A 14,818-nucleotide genomic window follows, 5' to 3' on the forward strand; every position below is an offset into this window, starting at 1 on the left:
GGCGGCACGCACCAAACTCACCGCGCACGCAACGCATCAACGATATTCATACGCGCCGCCCGCATCGCGGGCAAAAAGCCGCCGACGAGCCCCATCGTCATCGAAAACGCCAGCGTCTTCACGACAATCGCGGGCGTCAGGATGAACCGGAACGACAGGTCCGCAAAGGTCTGGAAATTCGTCGTGGAAAACGACGCAAACTGCATGAAGGCTGCGCATCCCAACCCCGCCAGTCCGCCAACGAGCCCCAGCAACACCGCCTCGATCAGAAACGCGGCCAGCACATTCGCCCGCTGGAAGCCGAGCGCGCGCAGCGTGCCGATCTCGGCGACGCGATTGGCGACGGAAGCGTACATCGTGATCATCGCGCCAATCATCGCGGCAATCGAAAAGATCGTCGACAGCGTGAAGCCGAGGATGTTGAGAAACGTCGAGAGCGCCTTCGACTGATCGCTATAGAACGTCTGCTCGCGCTTCGCCTCCTCCGCGAGACGCGGATCGACATCGATATCGGCCCTGAAGCGCTCGAACTGATCCGACTCCGCGATGCGCACCACCATCGACGAATAACTGGTGCGCCGGAACGACTGCATCAACTGATCGACGTCGCCCCAGATTTCCGAATCGAAGCCGCTGCCGCCCGCATCGAAGGTGCCGACCACCGTCCAGTCGCGCTGCGCGAAACGCAGATGCTCGCCGAGTTGCGTGCCGCTGAAGCCCTTCGCGATGCTGCTGCCCACGATGATCTCCGACGAGCCCGGCGCAAACATGCGCCCCGTCGCGAGCTTCACCTGCGGCCGCAAGCTCATCGCAGCAGGTGACACGCCGCGTATCACCACGTTCGACGGCTTGCCCGTGCCGAGCTTCAGCAGCGAGATCAGCACGACAGATTCCTTCGACGCCATCCGCTTGCCATCGCCGCCCATCGCCACGGCAGGATGCATCTCGATCACGTTGGCCTGGCCGCGGTCGATCGCGCTCTGCACCTCCGTTTCCGCGCCCTTGCGGATCACGACGACGTTGTCCGCTTCGCCCGTCGAAACAAGCGTTTTCTTGAGGCCCGCGTCGAGCATCAGCACCGTCGCGAACACGAACACCACCAGCGCGAGGCCGCCCGCCGTCAGCGCCGTGGTCAGACGGCGCGTCCACAGGTTGCGGGCGATATACGAAAGCGGGATGGCCACGTTGTGCTTGCCTTTAGCGTTGAACTCAGCCGATCGCCCGCAGGCCTTCGACGATCCGCACGCGCGCCGCCTGCAGCGCCGGAATGATGGCAGCAGCCAGCCCGACCACGAGCGCGCACGCAGCCTGCTGCAGCATCGTCTCGCGCGACACGGTGAACACCGGGAACACGCCGCCCGTCGCCTGCTTGAAGAAGCTCGCGGCGGGCGGCGTCGCGAGCATGCCGAGGCCCGCGCCGAACGTGCAGATGGTCAGCGATTCGCCGAACATCAGCATCGCGAGAAAACCCGGCCCGAAGCCGAGCGCCTTGAGCGTCGCGTATTCGGTGGTGCGCTCGCGCGCGCTCATCGCCATCGCATTCGCCATCACGGCCATGATGATGACGATCACCACGTACGACACGAGGCGGATCGCCGCGATGATCTGATTCGACATCGCGACGAAGCCGAGTTGAAACGCCTGCTCGGTTTCCGTCAGCGTTTCGGCGAGCGAGTTCTTGAACACGTTGTCGACCTTGCGGGAAATCGCGGCGGCATCATCAGGATTGTCGATGCCGAGCACATACACGCCGACCTGATCCGCGCGCCGCCCCGGCATCTTGCGCACGGATTCGTTCAGATAGTCCCAGTGAAAGATCATCTGGCGCGTAATCGTCGATTCGTCGCGGCCATCCAGAATGCCGCGCACGACGAATTCCCACGTGCCCGGATAGATCGTCCCCTTGATGGGGATCACGTCGCCAACCTTGAAGCCATACGTAGTCGCAAGCTGCCTGCCGATCAGGCAGCCCTTGCGGTCGCGCTCGTAATCCGAGCGCTGCTGCGCGGGCAGAATGAACTCAGGGTAAAGGTCGAGATAGTTATCCGACACGGCGAACTGCGCGAAGAAGTTCTTCGGGTCGCGGTAAACGCCGCCGAACCAGTTCGAGCGCGCAACCAATGTCACACCGTCCACGCCGCGAATACGGTTCTCGTAACTGAGCGGCAGCGGGAACGTCAGCGAGATCGCATTGCGCGTCACGAGCCGCGCATTCGATGCGGCCGCCGCGCCCGCATACCACGCGTCGATCACGGTATGCAGCAGCCCGAACGCGAGCACGGCGATCATCAGGCCGAGCACGGTCAGCGTCGTGCGCAGCTTGTGCCGCAGCGCGTTACGCGTGATCAGCTTCAGCAGATACATGGCGGCGTGATCCCGGATTCTGTCGCGCGCGCTTCAGCGAGCCGTGCCATCGATCAGCTCTCCCTTCTCCAGATGCACGAGCGCGCGTGCCGCGCCCGCCGCGTGCGCGTCGTGCGTGACCATGATGATCGTCTTGCCCAGTTCGCGGTTCAGACGCTGCAGCATCGCGAGCACTTCTTCGGCGGACGCGCGGTCCAGGTCGCCCGTCGGTTCGTCGGCGACGATCAGCGTCGGGTCGGTGATCAGTGCGCGCGCAATCGCGACGCGCTGCTGTTGCCCGCCCGACAGTTCAGACGGGTAATGATGCGCGCGATTGCCCAGATTCACCATGTCGAGCACGAGGGAGACGCGCTCGCGGCGCTCCTTGCGCGTCAGGCGCGTCAGCATCAGCGGCAACTCGATGTTCTCGAACGCCGTCAGCACGGGCATCAGGTTGTAGAACTGGAAGATGAAGCCGACGTGCGCCGCGCGCCATTGCGCGAGCGCGGATTCGTTGAGTCGCGTGATGTCCAGCCCGCCGACGCGCAACTCGCCGCCGTCCGGCCGGTCGATACCCGCAATCAGATTGAGCAGCGTGCTCTTGCCCGAGCCCGACGGCCCCATCAGCGCGATGAAGTCGCCTTCGCCGATCGCCAGCGTGATGTCGGACAGCACGGGCACGGTCTGCACGCCGCGCCGGTATGACTTGACGAGATGCCGGATATCGACGAGCGGCGGCGTTGCGTGGATCGGCTCGCTCACTGTTTCTTCGCCACGGTGACTTTGGCGCCGTCCTTGATGTGCTCGTTCGGCGCGCGTACCAGTACGTCGCCGGGTCGCACGCCGCTCACTTCTACCAGTTCGCCGAGCGTCGCGCCCGTCGTGACGGGCACTTCGCGCACGCTGTCGTCCTTGACGACGTACGTCACCTTGCGCCCATCGCGCTCGACGATGGCCGCCGGCTGCGCCGCGACCACTGGCTTGCGGTCTTCGGGGGGCACCGGCTTCGACAGAAACGCGATCTTCGCGCTCATGTCGGGCAGCACGCGCGCGTCGCGATCGACGAAGCGCACCTTGACGAGCACCGTCGCTTTCGAACGGTCGACGGTCGGCACGATGCGCGACACGCTGCCCGCGAGGCGCATGTCCGGCAACGCGTCGAGCTGGATCTCACAGGGCGCGTTCACGGCGATCTTGCCGATATTCGATTCTGCGACGTCGGCTTCGACTTCGAGCGTGTCCATGTCGGCGATCGTCACCACGGCGCCCTTGCTGTCCGAGGCCTGCGAGAACGGCGTGATGTTGTCGCCGACGTTCGCGTGCTTTTCGATCACCACGCCGTCGAACGGCGAGCGGATCACAGTCTGATCGACGGCGACCTGCGCGGCCTGTGCGTTCGCCTGCGCGGCCACGATTGCGGCGCGGCTATTGTCGATCGATGCCACGGCCTTGTCGTAGCGCGCAAGATCGGCGTCGTATTGGGTGGCGGGAATCGCGCCGTTCGGCGCCAGGATTTTCGAGCGCCGCAAGTTGACCTCAGCGTTCGCCAGCTCGGCCTGCTGCAGCGCGAGGTTCGCCTGCGCGACCTTGATCTGCGCCTTCGCCTGCGCAAGCGACGCTTCGACATCATTGCTTTCGATCCGCGCGATGATCTCGTCTTTCTTGACACGCGTGCCTTCCAGCACGCCGAGCCATTCGAGGCGCCCCTGCGCTTTCGACGAAACGGCCGCCTTGCGCTGCGGCACGACATAGCCCGTGGCGTTGAGCAGCGTATAGGTTTGCGACGGATAAGCCGACACCACGGTCGTGGTCTCGACGGTCTGCGGCCCGGCCAGCCTGAGGCCGACGACGAGCGCGACGACGAGGATCAGCGCGACGCCCCGTAGCCGATCCAGTTGCGCCGGCGGCCACCCGTGGCGACGGCTGGCCGGTCGATTTTCAGCCGCTTCAGATCGTGATCTGCCAATTTCTTATGTCGTTGCCGCAGGGTTGATACTGTCACGCGTCTTGACGCATCGCCCACGCCGGCCACTTATAGTGTGTAAATGGGTCCACAGTATAGCGCCGCGCCCTGCCCGCGTCTGCACGGGCCTGGCATCCCGCTTGCAACGACACAGTGCTTGCGCGCAAAACGCCGGGAGTGCTTACGATTCGTGCCTCGCGTCGCGTGCGGCGTATGCGATAGGCATCCGCTGCATCGCGCAAGTGTTGACAGGCAGCTGCGCTAACGGTTTAGATTCTGGCCGTTGGTGTTCGATTTCCGAGGGAGGCATCATGGAAGAAAAACAGCCTGTCGCAGCGGACAGCACTGCCGTACGCGTCGCGCTGTGGCGCGCGATGCATGTTCAGGTCGACGAGCCGCCGCATGTGCTCGACGACGAAGTCGGTCTGCGGCTCGCCGCGCCCGACGCAAGCTGGCGCGAACGTCCCGACATGGATGCACAGGGAACGCGCGGCTATCGCGCGTCGATCGTGGGGCGCGCGCGCTTTATCGAAGACCTGGTGGCGGAGCACGCCGATCGCGGCGTCGGTCAGTACGTGATCCTCGGCGCGGGTCTCGATACGTTCGCGCAGCGCAAGCCGCGCATCGCGTCGCGGCTGCGCGTCTTCGAAGTCGATCGGCCGGGCGCGACGTCGTGGAAGCGCGAGCGCCTGCTCGAACTGGATTACGGCATTCCCGACTGGCTGCGCCTCGTGCCCGTCGATTTCGAAGCCGGTCAGTCGTGGTGGGAACAGATCGCGGACGCGGGCTTCGATGCGAGCGCGCCCGCCGTGATCGCATCGACGGGTGTCTCGATGTACCTGACGCGCGAGGCGAATCTGGCGACACTGCGCCAGATCGCGAAACTCGCGCCGGGCTCGACGCTGGCAATGACGTTTCTTCTGCCGCTCGATCTGATCGATCCCTCCGAACGCGCGCAACATGAGTTCGTCTACGAGCGCGCGCGGGCAGCGGGCACGCCGTTCGTCAGTTTCTTCAAGCCCGTCGAGATGCTCACGCTCGCGCGTGAAGCGGGTTTCAAGGACGTCAAGCATGTGTCGACGGCCGATCTCGTCGAGCGCTATTTCGCTGGCCGGTCCGATGGACTCAGGCCGTCGACGGGTGAAGCGTTTCTCGTTGCGACCACCTGAAGGCTCATGGACCGCGCGCCGTCATGAAAAGACGGCGCGCGGTCATTGCCTAGAACCCGCTGGACGTCTTGCGGTAGCTGCTCCAGTTGTTGCCGCCCGTGCAGTTCAGCTGCGAGCCCTGCGCCTGGCACCATGCCTCATAACCCGGCGAGTAGAGCCACTCTCCCATCCAGTTCAGATCGACATGCGTGTCGCCTTGCGCCGACACGAAGTTGGACGCGTCGTCGGTGCTGCCCGAGCCGGTGTAGCGCGCCACGGACGGATACGGGAACACCGGGCGTGTGCGCGTGGTTTGCCCCGTCGAATCGACGATCGACGCGACGATCTTGCCTGGCTTCGCGCCCGTCTCCGTCCATGACATCAGCGGCGTGAGGATATCGAACGTGTTCGGACCTTCCCCGCCGCCGCAATGCGCGACGCCCGGGAACAGATAGAGCGTCGCGAAGGCGTCGACGCGCTCGCTGCCCATCACGTTCTTCATCGCGGTGTAGTACTCGATCGTCGAGCGCGGCGAGATGTGCTGATCTTCGAGGCCGTGCCACAACAGCAGCTTGCCGCCACGACGTTCGAACGGATGCAGGTCGGGGTCGGTGGCCGCGAGGTACTTCGAGGTCGGCACGGTCTTCAGGAACGCGTCGATCGTAAACTTCAGATCGCTAAAGCTCGCCGATGCATTCGATCCATTGAAGTAGTCGAGGTAGCGCAGGAACGGCATCACGAAGTTGATGCTGCCGCTCGGCCCTGCATCCGTTGCGGGCACGAACAGACTCCAGTTCAGTTCCGAGCCCCATTCGCGCGAAACGTACGGCTCCAGACGCGCGCCGCTCGCATCGGTGGCGCCGTCGTGAATCTTGCGCACCACCGTCGCCTCGGCCTCAGACAGGCACGTCGACGCCGCTTGCCCTTTCGCGCACACCAGCGTCGCGGGATCGAAATGGCAGGCCTGCGGACGGTCGATCACGCCATCCATCACGCCGTCGATACCGTCGCACGCCTTCATGACGGCGGCATGGACGAGCGGCAGCTTGTCCGCGAGCAGAATGTATTTGCCCGTCTTCGGATCGATGTTCGCAGCAGCCGCCCAACCGTGATGGAAGGTGTTCTGCACGATCAGATCATTGGCGGGCGCGCCTGCTGCAATGCCGTCGAAGTCGTCGGGAAAGCGCTGCGCTTCCATCAGTGCTTCGCGCCCGCCATCGGAGCAACCGTCGAAGTACGCGTACTTCGCAGGCCGCGCGTAGAACTTGTTGATGATCGCCTTCGCCACCTGCGCCGTCGCGTGCTCCGCGCGATACGCGAAGTCGAGCTTCGCCTTCGGGTCGAGTGCCCATGAACCATCGTTGCCGCCTTCGTGGCCCATGTCCGTTGCGGCCATTGCGATCTGTCCGTTGGTGACGGGCACGCAGGTCGAGGCCATCGGTGCGTTGACCGACAGGTTTCCGCAGAGCCCGCCGCAGCCCGTTTGCAGATAGCGCTGGGTCCAGCCTTGCGTCGGCAGTTGCAACTCGAATAGCGACGCACCCGGTCCGATCGTGCCCTTCACGTCGCACACGGGCGCGGGCAGCGTGCGCTGGCCGACGGCCGTTCCCGCCGGCAGCACGACAGCCGAGGTGATCGTGACCGTACCGTCCGTCACGCCGCTCAGGTCGAGTCCTGCGACGGCTGCGCAGTTCATCGCGGGCATCACGGCGGGCAGGTTGGCGAGGCCCGCTGCCGCATGTGCGCCGGATGGCCAGGCCATCGCCGCCAGCAGCGACACGAGCAAGGTGAACGCGGCCAGCAGGCGGCGCATGAAGTCATGTTGCACACGTTCTGTCGCATGCCTTGCACTCGCCGCTGTCGGCAAGGCGCACGCAAGCGATCCTGCGTTGCAGATCACACGCATCTCTGTCTCCTGTTGTCATCGGAATGAGGCGCTCGCGCGATGCGCCGTTAGCAGAACACGCAACCAGTTGCACGCTCAGGATAGCCAACGTAAGGGACTGACACGATTGCCAATTTGGCGCGATCCAATCTGTTTTTCTTATCGGCGCGCGGACGACCGCCGCGCTAAGGTTGCGCTAACTCTGCAACGGCAAAATCCAGCGATGCACCGGGACAAGGCATGTCAACGCCTGAAACCACGCGCCCAACGCGGGATTTGCAATCCGTCTGCCTGTTTTCAGAAGCGGTGATATGGTGCGCGCAATTGGCGGCGACGCATGTCGTCGCCCGCTCACCTCAATGGTGCAGCGTGCGAACCGCACGCCATGCACCCATCATCGATCAGCGAGAAGACATGAACTTCGAAAACAACGCTTCGAGCACCACGGCGAACGTCGCCGATACCACGTCTTCGCCGTTGCGCGCATGGCTCGCGGTCGCGTCGGTAACGATTGGCGCGTTCGCGTTCGTGACGACGGAATTTCTGCCCGTCGGTCTCCTGCCGCAAGTCGCGCAGACCTTCGACGTATTGCCGGGCACAGCCGGTCTCATGGTGACGATTCCCGGCATCATGGCCGCTATCTCGGCGCCGGGCCTGATGCTCGCCGCCGGACGCGTGAACCGTCGGCTGATTCTGATTCTGCTGACCGTGATGCTGCTCGCGTCGAACCTGCTGTCGGCATTCGCGCCGAATTTCCCGTTGATGCTGGTGGGTCGCGCGCTGCTCGGCGCCGCGCTCGGCGGCTTCTGGACGCTCGCGCTCGCTGCTGCGGGGCGTCTCGTGAAAGCGCATGAAGCGCCCCGCGCGACGGCGACGATTCTCGCCGGTGTCACCTGCGCGACGGTGATCGGCGTGCCGCTCGGCACCTTCATCGCGAGTCTTGCTTCGTGGCGCATGTCGTTCATCGCGACGGCTGTGCTCGTGAGCATCGCGCTGATTGCGCAGATTGCGCTACTGCCGTCGCTGCCGTCCAAAGCGGCCTTGCGTTTTGCCGATCTCGTGACGCTCGTGCGCCGTCCGTTTCCGCGCAAGAGCCTGTTGATGGTCGCGCTGATTTTCGGCGCGCATTTCTCGTCGTACACGTATATCGCGCCGTTTCTGCAGAACGCGCATTTCAGCACGTCGACGATCACCGCGGTGCTGCTCGGCTTCGGCATCATCGGCTTCTTTTCGAACTTCGCGGTATCGACGTTCGTTGCGCGCAGGCTCAAGGCCACACTCGCAGCGGTGACCGTGCTGCTGATGTTCGCGTTGCTGACGATGCCGCTGCTCAGCGACATGGCACCCGTCGTGACGGGTATGGTGCTCGCGTGGGGCGTGGCGTTTGGCGCGATTCCGCTGTGCGTGAGCGTATGGATGCAGGAAGCCGCGCCCGATTTGCCCGAAGCGGGTTCGGCGCTGTTCGTCGGCATCATTCAGGTGGCGATTGCTGTCGGTTCGTCCGTGGGCGGCACGATCGTCGATCACGCCGGCATTCCCGTCGATTTCTGGTTCGGCAGCGCGCTCGCGATTCTCGGCCTCGTCACGCTGGCGAGCTTCCGCACGCGCAACCACGCCGCGCAGGCCGCCGCGCCTGTGGCGTCAACCGAGGTTCAGACCGAGTGCGTCTGATGCGTGAAGCGCGGCGTCTTCACGCTGCGCGCACTACTTCCGCTTGAACGCGGCACGCCGCTCAGCGCGCTCGCTCGCGAACCGGCTGCTCAGCGTCGAATCCAGATCCTTTCGCTCGACGTGTTCGCCACAATGCGGACACACGTTCGCCAGCCCGACATCGTGGCCGCACTTGCGGTGCACGAAGCGCACCGCGATGTCCTCGTGCTTCTCCTTGCACCACGTTTCACCCCACGCGCGCAGCGCGTGAATCACGGGATAAAACGCCCGCCCTTTCTCCGTCAGACGATATTCGTAGCGCAGCGGCTTCTCGCTATACGGATGGCGCTCGATCATGCCGTCCGCTTCGAGCGACTTCAGACGCGTCGCCAGCATTTGCGGCGTCGCTTCCGTCTGGATCTGTATTTCCTCGAAACGCGCTGCGCCCATGTACAGCTCCCGCAGGACGAGTATCGACCACCGGTCGCCGACGACATCCAGCGACCGCGATACCGGACACACCGTATTGGCCTTCTCCGCGACACGTGCCACGTTCCCTCTCCCATCGAAACTCTTAATTTCATAGTAACACAAATGCGCATTGGCGTGCATACACACACGCTGTCTGCGCGCCTGTTAGCGTACCTCGGGGGCTAGTCGGAAGCGATCGCAAATCGACCCGCAAAGTCACATCGCACTTGACACTATGTTTTTCATAGTTATATGCTGCGTTCACGTTAGCGATGCGCGAGACGTCACGCATCGTCCGATCAAGGCAGCCGGCGCCGGGTACGGAACGTGAATTCGTACGCACCCTTTCGATGGAGAACTGAAATGCCCAATACTGTTTATCGCGCGGAGCGCACCGGCCTGTTGCTGGTCGATCCGTACAACGACTTTCTGTCGGAAGGCGGCAAGGTGTTTCCGATGATCAAGGAAATCGCCACCAACGTCCGTCTGCTCGACAACCTGCGCGCGACGGTCGCCGCCGCGCGCAAGGCCGACATCCAGGTGTTCTACGTGCCGCACCGCCGCTGGCAACCGGGCGATTACGACAACTGGGATCATCCGAATCCGACACAACGTCTGGTTCAGCAGCGTCAGACGTTCGCAAAGGGAACGTGGGGCGGCGAATGGCACCCCGACTTCGTGCCGCAGGAAGGCGACATCATCGTCCAGGAGCACTGGGCGCAAAGCGGCTTCGCCAACACCGATCTCGACTTTCAGCTGAAGCAGCAAGGCATCACGCATGTGATCGCCGTCGGCCTGCTCGCCAATACGTGCATCGAATCCACCAGCCGCTTTGCGATGGAACTGGGTTATCACGTCACGCTCGTGCGCGACGGCACGGCCGCTTTCTCGGAAGCGATGATGCGCGCCGCGCACGAACTGAATGGCCCGACCTTCGCACATGAAATCCTGACGACGGCCGAACTGATCGCCGCGCTGCCCGCAGTGAAAGAAGCAAAGGGAACACAGGCATGACACTCACTGGCAATCTGCTGATCGGCTCGCATGAAGTTGCTGCGGCGGCCGGCACCATGAAGGCACTGAACCCCGCGACGAATACCGCAATCGAACCGGGGTTCGCATTCGGCGACGTCGCGGAAGTAAATCTCGCCGCGCAACTCGCCGACGATGCATTCGACAGCTTCAACAACACGTCACTCGACGAACGCGCGGCGTTTCTCGACCGCATCGCCGATGGACTCGATGCCGTTGCGCCTGAACTCGCGCAGCGCACCTCGCTGGAAACGGGCTTGCCTGCCGCGCAGCTCGAAGCGGAAACGGCAAAAGCGGCCACGCAGTTCCGTCAGTTCGCGACTGTGGTGCGTCAAGGGCGCTTTCGCCAGGCGACGATCGATCCCGCGCAGCCGGAGCGTCAACCGCGCCCGCGCATGGATCACCGGATGCAGAAGATCGCGCTCGGCCCCGTCGCGATCTTCGGCGCGAGCAACTTTCCGATTTCGTATTCGGTGGCGGGCGGCGATACGGCATCGGCGCTGGCGGCCGGCTGTCCTGTGATCGTGAAGGCGCACAACGCGCATCCCGGCGCATCCGAAATCATGGGCCGCGTGATCCAGCAGGCCGTCGAAGCATCGGGCCTGCACGAAGGCGTGTTTTCGATGCTGCGCGGCGGCGGCAATGAAATCGGCGAAGCGCTCGTCGATCATCCGCTTATCAAAGGCGTGACGTTCACGGGCTCGGAAGCCGGCGGGATGGCGCTGTTCCGGCGCGCGCAGCAGCGTCCCGATCCGATTCCCGTGTTCACGGAAATGACGAGCGTCAATCCGACCTTCGTGCTGCCGGCTGCGCTCGCCGCGCGCGGCGGCGCAGTCGGCGATGGCTTCGGCGAACGCATGCTGGTCAACGTCGGGCAAGCGTGCCTGAAGCCCGCTATCCTGCTCGCGATCGACGGCCCCGGCTACACGGAACTGCGGCAGGCGCTGATCGCTCGCGTCGAAGCGATGCACGCTCGCACGATGCTAACGCCCGGCATCTGGAAGTCGTACAGCGACAATCTGGAGCGGCGCAAGAGCGCGGGCGCGGAACCCATCGCAGCGGGCGGCAATGCGCAAGGCGAATGGGACGGCCAGGCCGCACTGCTCGAAGTCGACGGCGCGCGCATGCTTTCCGATGCGTCGTTGTCGGAAGAAGTATTTGGTCCGGCTGCGCTGCTCGTGCGTGTAGCGGATGTCGAGCAACTGATCGCGATTGCGAAGCGGTTTCGCGGCCAGCTGTCGGCGACGATGCAGATCGATTCCGCCGATCACGCGCTCGCCGCGCGCCTGTTGCCCGTGCTCGAACGACGCACGGGACGCATCGTGATCAATGCGTTCGCGCATCCGCAGGAAGTGTCGTATGCGTCGATTCACGGCGGCCCGTTCCCGGCGACTTCGGACAGCCGTTTTACGTCGGTCGGCATGACGTCGATCGAGCGGTTTCTGCGTCCTGTGTGCTATCAGGGCTTTCCGGACGATCTGCTGCCTGAAGCATTGCAGCACGGCAATCCGCGCGATATCTGGCGTCTCACGGATGGCGAGTTGTCGAAAGCCTGATCGCCTTCGATGAACGCGAAGCCCGCGCACGGTGAACGTGCGCGGGCTCTTTCCATTTGTGTTTAGAGATCCAGCACCAGCAGATCGCTCTTCGCGCGCGAAACGCACAACGTCAGGAAGTTCTGCTGGTCGGCGGCGTCGAGAATGCAATCCTGATGCTCGACTTCGCCGCTCAGATAACGCACCTTGCACGTCGCGCACAAGCCGGCTTCGCACGATGTCTGCACGCCAATGCCCGCTGCCTTGAGCACATCGGCGATGCTCTTGTCGATGGGAACGGGCAGGCGTTGGCCTGTGCTCGCGATCTCGACGGTGAATTCGCCCGGCTTTCGGTCAGCAGGCGCGATCGCGCGTTCCGGCGCCTTGAAATGCTCGCAGTGCACAGCATCCTTCGGCCAGTGTCCGGACGCGTCCGCGCACGCGCGCATGAAGCCAGCGGGACCGCAATAGTAGACATGCGTGCCGTCTTGCGCTTCATCACGCAAGAGCGCCGCGATATCGAGGCCGCGCAAAGGATCGCCGCCGTCGAAGTGAAAATGCAAGCGCTCGCGTTCGACGAGCGTCTGCAATTCTTCCGTGAACGCGGCGGATTGCGCATCGCGTGCGCAGTAGTGCAGTTCATAGTCCACGTCATCCGTATCCGCGAGTTGATGCGCCATCGACTTGAGGGGCGTCACGCCGATCCCGCCCGCGATCAGAATCACCTTGCGCGCCCCTTGCGCGAGTTCGAAATTGTTGCGCGGCACGCTCACGCGCACGCGGCCCTGCACCTGCAACTGCTCGTGAACGGCCTTCGATCCGCCGCGCCCTTTCTCATCGCGCAGCACCGCGATCACATAGCGATGCCGGTCCGCGGGTGAATTGCACAGCGAATACTGCCGGATGACACCGTTCGCGAGATGAACGTCGATATGCGCGCCCGCCGTGAACGGCGGCAGTGCCGCGCCTTCGGGATCGACCAGCTCATACGACTGGATATTGCGGCCTTCGTAGCGGACCTGCCGCACGAACAACTCCAGCGTCGCCGCCGCCTGATTGAATGCTGTCAATTGATGTCTCCTTGCCACTTGCATTGCGCGCGTTGTTCGCAAATGCGGCGCCACGTTGCTGCTGCCTGGCGCCGCATCTCCGGCTAGCGCGTCGACTGCTCCAGCTCGTCCATCTTTGCGCGCACGAACGCGGCCCGCTCATCGCCCTTCAGGTGATCGCTCTGCGTGAGAATCGCGACGACCGCTTTCGAAATGCGGCGGCGTTGCGCGACTTCTTCTTCGACGGTCGCGGCCTCGGGAATCTCGAACACGTTGCCGGAGCAATAGCTGTTCGGCGCGGCACCGACATCGCGCAGCCACTGCGCGAACTCCGCCGGCGACGCCGCCGGGTTCGTGCCGCGCACGGCATCGCGCAGCATCTTGCGGAACAGATAGAGGCCTGCGTCGAACTTGGTCGGATGTTCGAGCGAATGCACGGCGATAGGGCGCTGGCTGATGATCGCTTCGTAATCGCCCGGCGCGTACTGCGCGTCCTTGTAGTGCGCGCGCTCGCGATGGTTGGGCGGAATGGGCGGCATGTCTTCGAGCTTGTACTTGCCGAAGCGCTCGGGCCTGCGCATCGCCACCTGGCCTTCGAGGAAGTCGATGGTTTCATAGCCGACCATCGATTTATCGCCGACGCCGCGCGTATCGACGCCCGGCCCCATCACACGCCAGCCGATCATCTTGCTGTTCTCGTCATCGACGGGCACCGTCCAGCGGATCATATGGAAGCGGCTGAACAGCTTCTTGTTCAAACCGTCTTCAGATGTGTACGCATGCAGGCTCAGATTCGGCAGCACCTGATGCTGGACGCGCACGAACAGATGATCCTTGTCCGCGCGGCGCGCGCCCGCACAGGCGAGACTGCGGCCTTGCTGCACGGGGATGAACTGCATGTCGGGCGGCACTTCCATCGATGCCGCGCCGACTTCGTCGAACGTCGTGCCCTGATAGTGCCCGCCGACCACGTTCCTGCCAGCGTGCAGCGCGGCCGTGTGGTAGTTGTCGGCGGCGTTGTCCTGGACCTGCAGCCAGTTGCAGTGCTGGAAGTTGCTGTAGGGGACGAGTTCGTCAGTGGGCAGCACGGTGAAGTTGCCTTCCCATTCGGGGAACGGCGGCTCTTCGTCGGGCGGGCCCATGTAGGCGAACACGAGGCCGTTGCGCTCGATGGCTTTGTACGCGCCCTGCCGGATCGAGCATGCGTACTTCTCGGCTTCCGCTTCTTCGCCCTTCGGAAACGGCGCATGCAGACAGGTCCCGTCGACGTCGAACACCATGCCGTGATAGCAGCACTGGATGCCGCGTTCCTGGATCACGCCGTATTCGAGCGACGCGCCGCGATGCACGCAATGCGCATGCAGCAGGCCGACGCGGCCGCTGCCGTCGCGGAACGCGACCAGTTCTTCGTTCAGGATCTTCAGGAAGCGGGGCGTGTCGGTGAGTTCCATCGACATGCAGACGGGATGCCAGAAGCGGCGCATGTATTCGCCCGTCGGCGTACCGGGACCCGTCTCGGTGAGTTCGACGTCGTGTGCCGGAATCCTGTTCGTGTAGTAGCCGCCGTAGGGAATCAGCTTCTTCACCACCGTGCCGCCCGCGCTGCCGCCCTTCTCCATCTGCTCCGACTTGATCGTCATGACCGCTCCTTTTTGACTGTGGGTAACCGAAGACCGCCGTTTTGACTGCCTTCCGTCGTTTGAATACGGATACCGAACTCTGTATACAAAGATTAAGCATGT

Annotated in this window: 11 protein-coding genes and 1 pseudogene; 4 read left to right on the forward strand and 8 right to left on the reverse strand. The window is 63.8% G+C overall.

Going from position 1 to position 14,818, the window contains the following annotated elements; all coding sequences use genetic code 11:
- Window positions 1–17: 17 nt before the first annotated feature.
- The 4 genes and pseudogenes from H1204_RS24130 to H1204_RS24145 all read right to left on the reverse strand — a co-directional run bounded on the left by H1204_RS24130 (window position 18) and on the right by H1204_RS24145 (window position 4,309).
- Window positions 18–1,184, reverse strand: a complete 1,167-nt coding sequence (locus H1204_RS24130) for an ABC transporter permease (RefSeq protein ID WP_180731074.1) — start codon at window positions 1,182–1,184, stop codon at window positions 18–20.
- 25 nt (window positions 1,185–1,209) lie between these two features.
- Entirely contained in the window at window positions 1,210–2,364 is a 1,155-nt protein-coding gene (locus tag H1204_RS24135) for an ABC transporter permease (protein WP_180731075.1), read from the reverse strand.
- A gap of 33 nt (window positions 2,365–2,397) precedes the next feature.
- Window positions 2,398–3,105: an ABC transporter ATP-binding protein gene (locus H1204_RS24140; RefSeq protein WP_180731076.1), complete on the reverse strand. Its 708-nt coding sequence runs from the start codon at window positions 3,103–3,105 to the stop codon at window positions 2,398–2,400.
- A pseudogene (locus H1204_RS24145) lies at window positions 3,102–4,309 on the reverse strand (efflux RND transporter periplasmic adaptor subunit). The gene H1204_RS24140 and the pseudogene H1204_RS24145 overlap by 4 nt, the downstream one beginning before the upstream one ends.
- Before the next feature lie 308 nt (window positions 4,310–4,617).
- Between H1204_RS24145 and H1204_RS24150 the strand changes: the two are divergent.
- Entirely contained in the window at window positions 4,618–5,475 is an 858-nt protein-coding gene (locus tag H1204_RS24150) for a class I SAM-dependent methyltransferase (protein WP_180731077.1), read from the forward strand.
- A gap of 49 nt (window positions 5,476–5,524) precedes the next feature.
- Here the strand turns inward: H1204_RS24150 and H1204_RS24155 are convergent, their stop codons facing one another.
- Window positions 5,525–7,360 (reverse strand): tannase/feruloyl esterase family alpha/beta hydrolase, encoded by a 1,836-nt coding sequence (locus tag H1204_RS24155; RefSeq protein WP_180731078.1) that lies wholly within the window; start codon window positions 7,358–7,360, stop codon window positions 5,525–5,527.
- 393 nt (window positions 7,361–7,753) lie between these two features.
- On the opposite strand from H1204_RS24155, the gene H1204_RS24160 reads away from it, so the two are divergent.
- Entirely contained in the window at window positions 7,754–9,010 is a 1,257-nt protein-coding gene (locus H1204_RS24160) for an MFS transporter (protein WP_180731079.1), read from the forward strand.
- A 33-nt stretch (window positions 9,011–9,043) separates the two neighbouring features.
- Here H1204_RS24160 and H1204_RS24165 read toward each other — a convergent pair whose 3' ends face one another.
- Entirely contained in the window at window positions 9,044–9,541 is a 498-nt protein-coding gene (locus H1204_RS24165) for a helix-turn-helix domain-containing protein (protein WP_091777301.1), read from the reverse strand.
- Between the two features lie 282 nt (window positions 9,542–9,823).
- Here H1204_RS24165 and H1204_RS24170 point away from each other — a divergent pair, with 282 nt between their 5' ends.
- Together H1204_RS24170 and H1204_RS24175 are read left to right on the forward strand one after the other, a co-directional pair.
- Window positions 9,824–10,474: an isochorismatase family cysteine hydrolase gene (locus tag H1204_RS24170; RefSeq protein ID WP_180731080.1), complete on the forward strand. Its 651-nt coding sequence runs from the start codon at window positions 9,824–9,826 to the stop codon at window positions 10,472–10,474.
- Window positions 10,471–12,048, forward strand: a complete 1,578-nt coding sequence (locus H1204_RS24175) for an aldehyde dehydrogenase (NADP(+)) (RefSeq protein ID WP_180731081.1) — start codon at window positions 10,471–10,473, stop codon at window positions 12,046–12,048. The genes H1204_RS24170 and H1204_RS24175 overlap by 4 nt, the downstream gene beginning before the upstream one ends.
- 62 nt (window positions 12,049–12,110) lie before the next feature.
- Here H1204_RS24175 and H1204_RS24180 read toward each other — a convergent pair whose 3' ends face one another.
- Both H1204_RS24180 and H1204_RS24185 read right to left on the reverse strand, forming a co-directional pair.
- Window positions 12,111–13,097 carry a PDR/VanB family oxidoreductase gene (locus H1204_RS24180; RefSeq protein ID WP_243468652.1) on the reverse strand — a complete coding sequence of 329 codons (987 nt, stop codon included), beginning with the start codon at window positions 13,095–13,097 and terminating at the stop codon, window positions 12,111–12,113.
- 83 nt (window positions 13,098–13,180) lie between these two features.
- Entirely contained in the window at window positions 13,181–14,716 is a 1,536-nt protein-coding gene (locus H1204_RS24185; protein WP_180731083.1) for a Rieske 2Fe-2S domain-containing protein, read from the reverse strand.
- Between the last annotated feature and the right edge of the window lie 102 nt (window positions 14,717–14,818).

Source organism: Paraburkholderia sp. PGU19 (genome assembly GCF_013426915.1).
Lineage (GTDB): Bacteria > Pseudomonadota > Gammaproteobacteria > Burkholderiales > Burkholderiaceae > Paraburkholderia.

Excerpts from the sequence above, each read along its gene's own strand:
- H1204_RS24155 (WP_180731078.1), bottom strand. The coding sequence starts at position 7,360 with ATGCGTGTGATCTGCAACGCAGGATCGCTTGCGTGCGCCTTGCCGACA.
- H1204_RS24170 (WP_180731080.1), top strand. The coding sequence starts at position 9,824 with ATGCCCAATACTGTTTATCGCGCGGAGCGCACCGGCCTGTTGCTGGTC.
- H1204_RS24150 (WP_180731077.1), top strand. The coding sequence starts at position 4,618 with ATGGAAGAAAAACAGCCTGTCGCAGCGGACAGCACTGCCGTACGCGTC.
- H1204_RS24175 (WP_180731081.1), top strand. The coding sequence starts at position 10,471 with ATGACACTCACTGGCAATCTGCTGATCGGCTCGCATGAAGTTGCTGCG.
- H1204_RS24135 (WP_180731075.1), bottom strand. The coding sequence starts at position 2,364 with ATGTATCTGCTGAAGCTGATCACGCGTAACGCGCTGCGGCACAAGCTG.
- H1204_RS24160 (WP_180731079.1), top strand. The coding sequence starts at position 7,754 with ATGAACTTCGAAAACAACGCTTCGAGCACCACGGCGAACGTCGCCGAT.
- H1204_RS24185 (WP_180731083.1), bottom strand. The coding sequence starts at position 14,716 with ATGACGATCAAGTCGGAGCAGATGGAGAAGGGCGGCAGCGCGGGCGGC.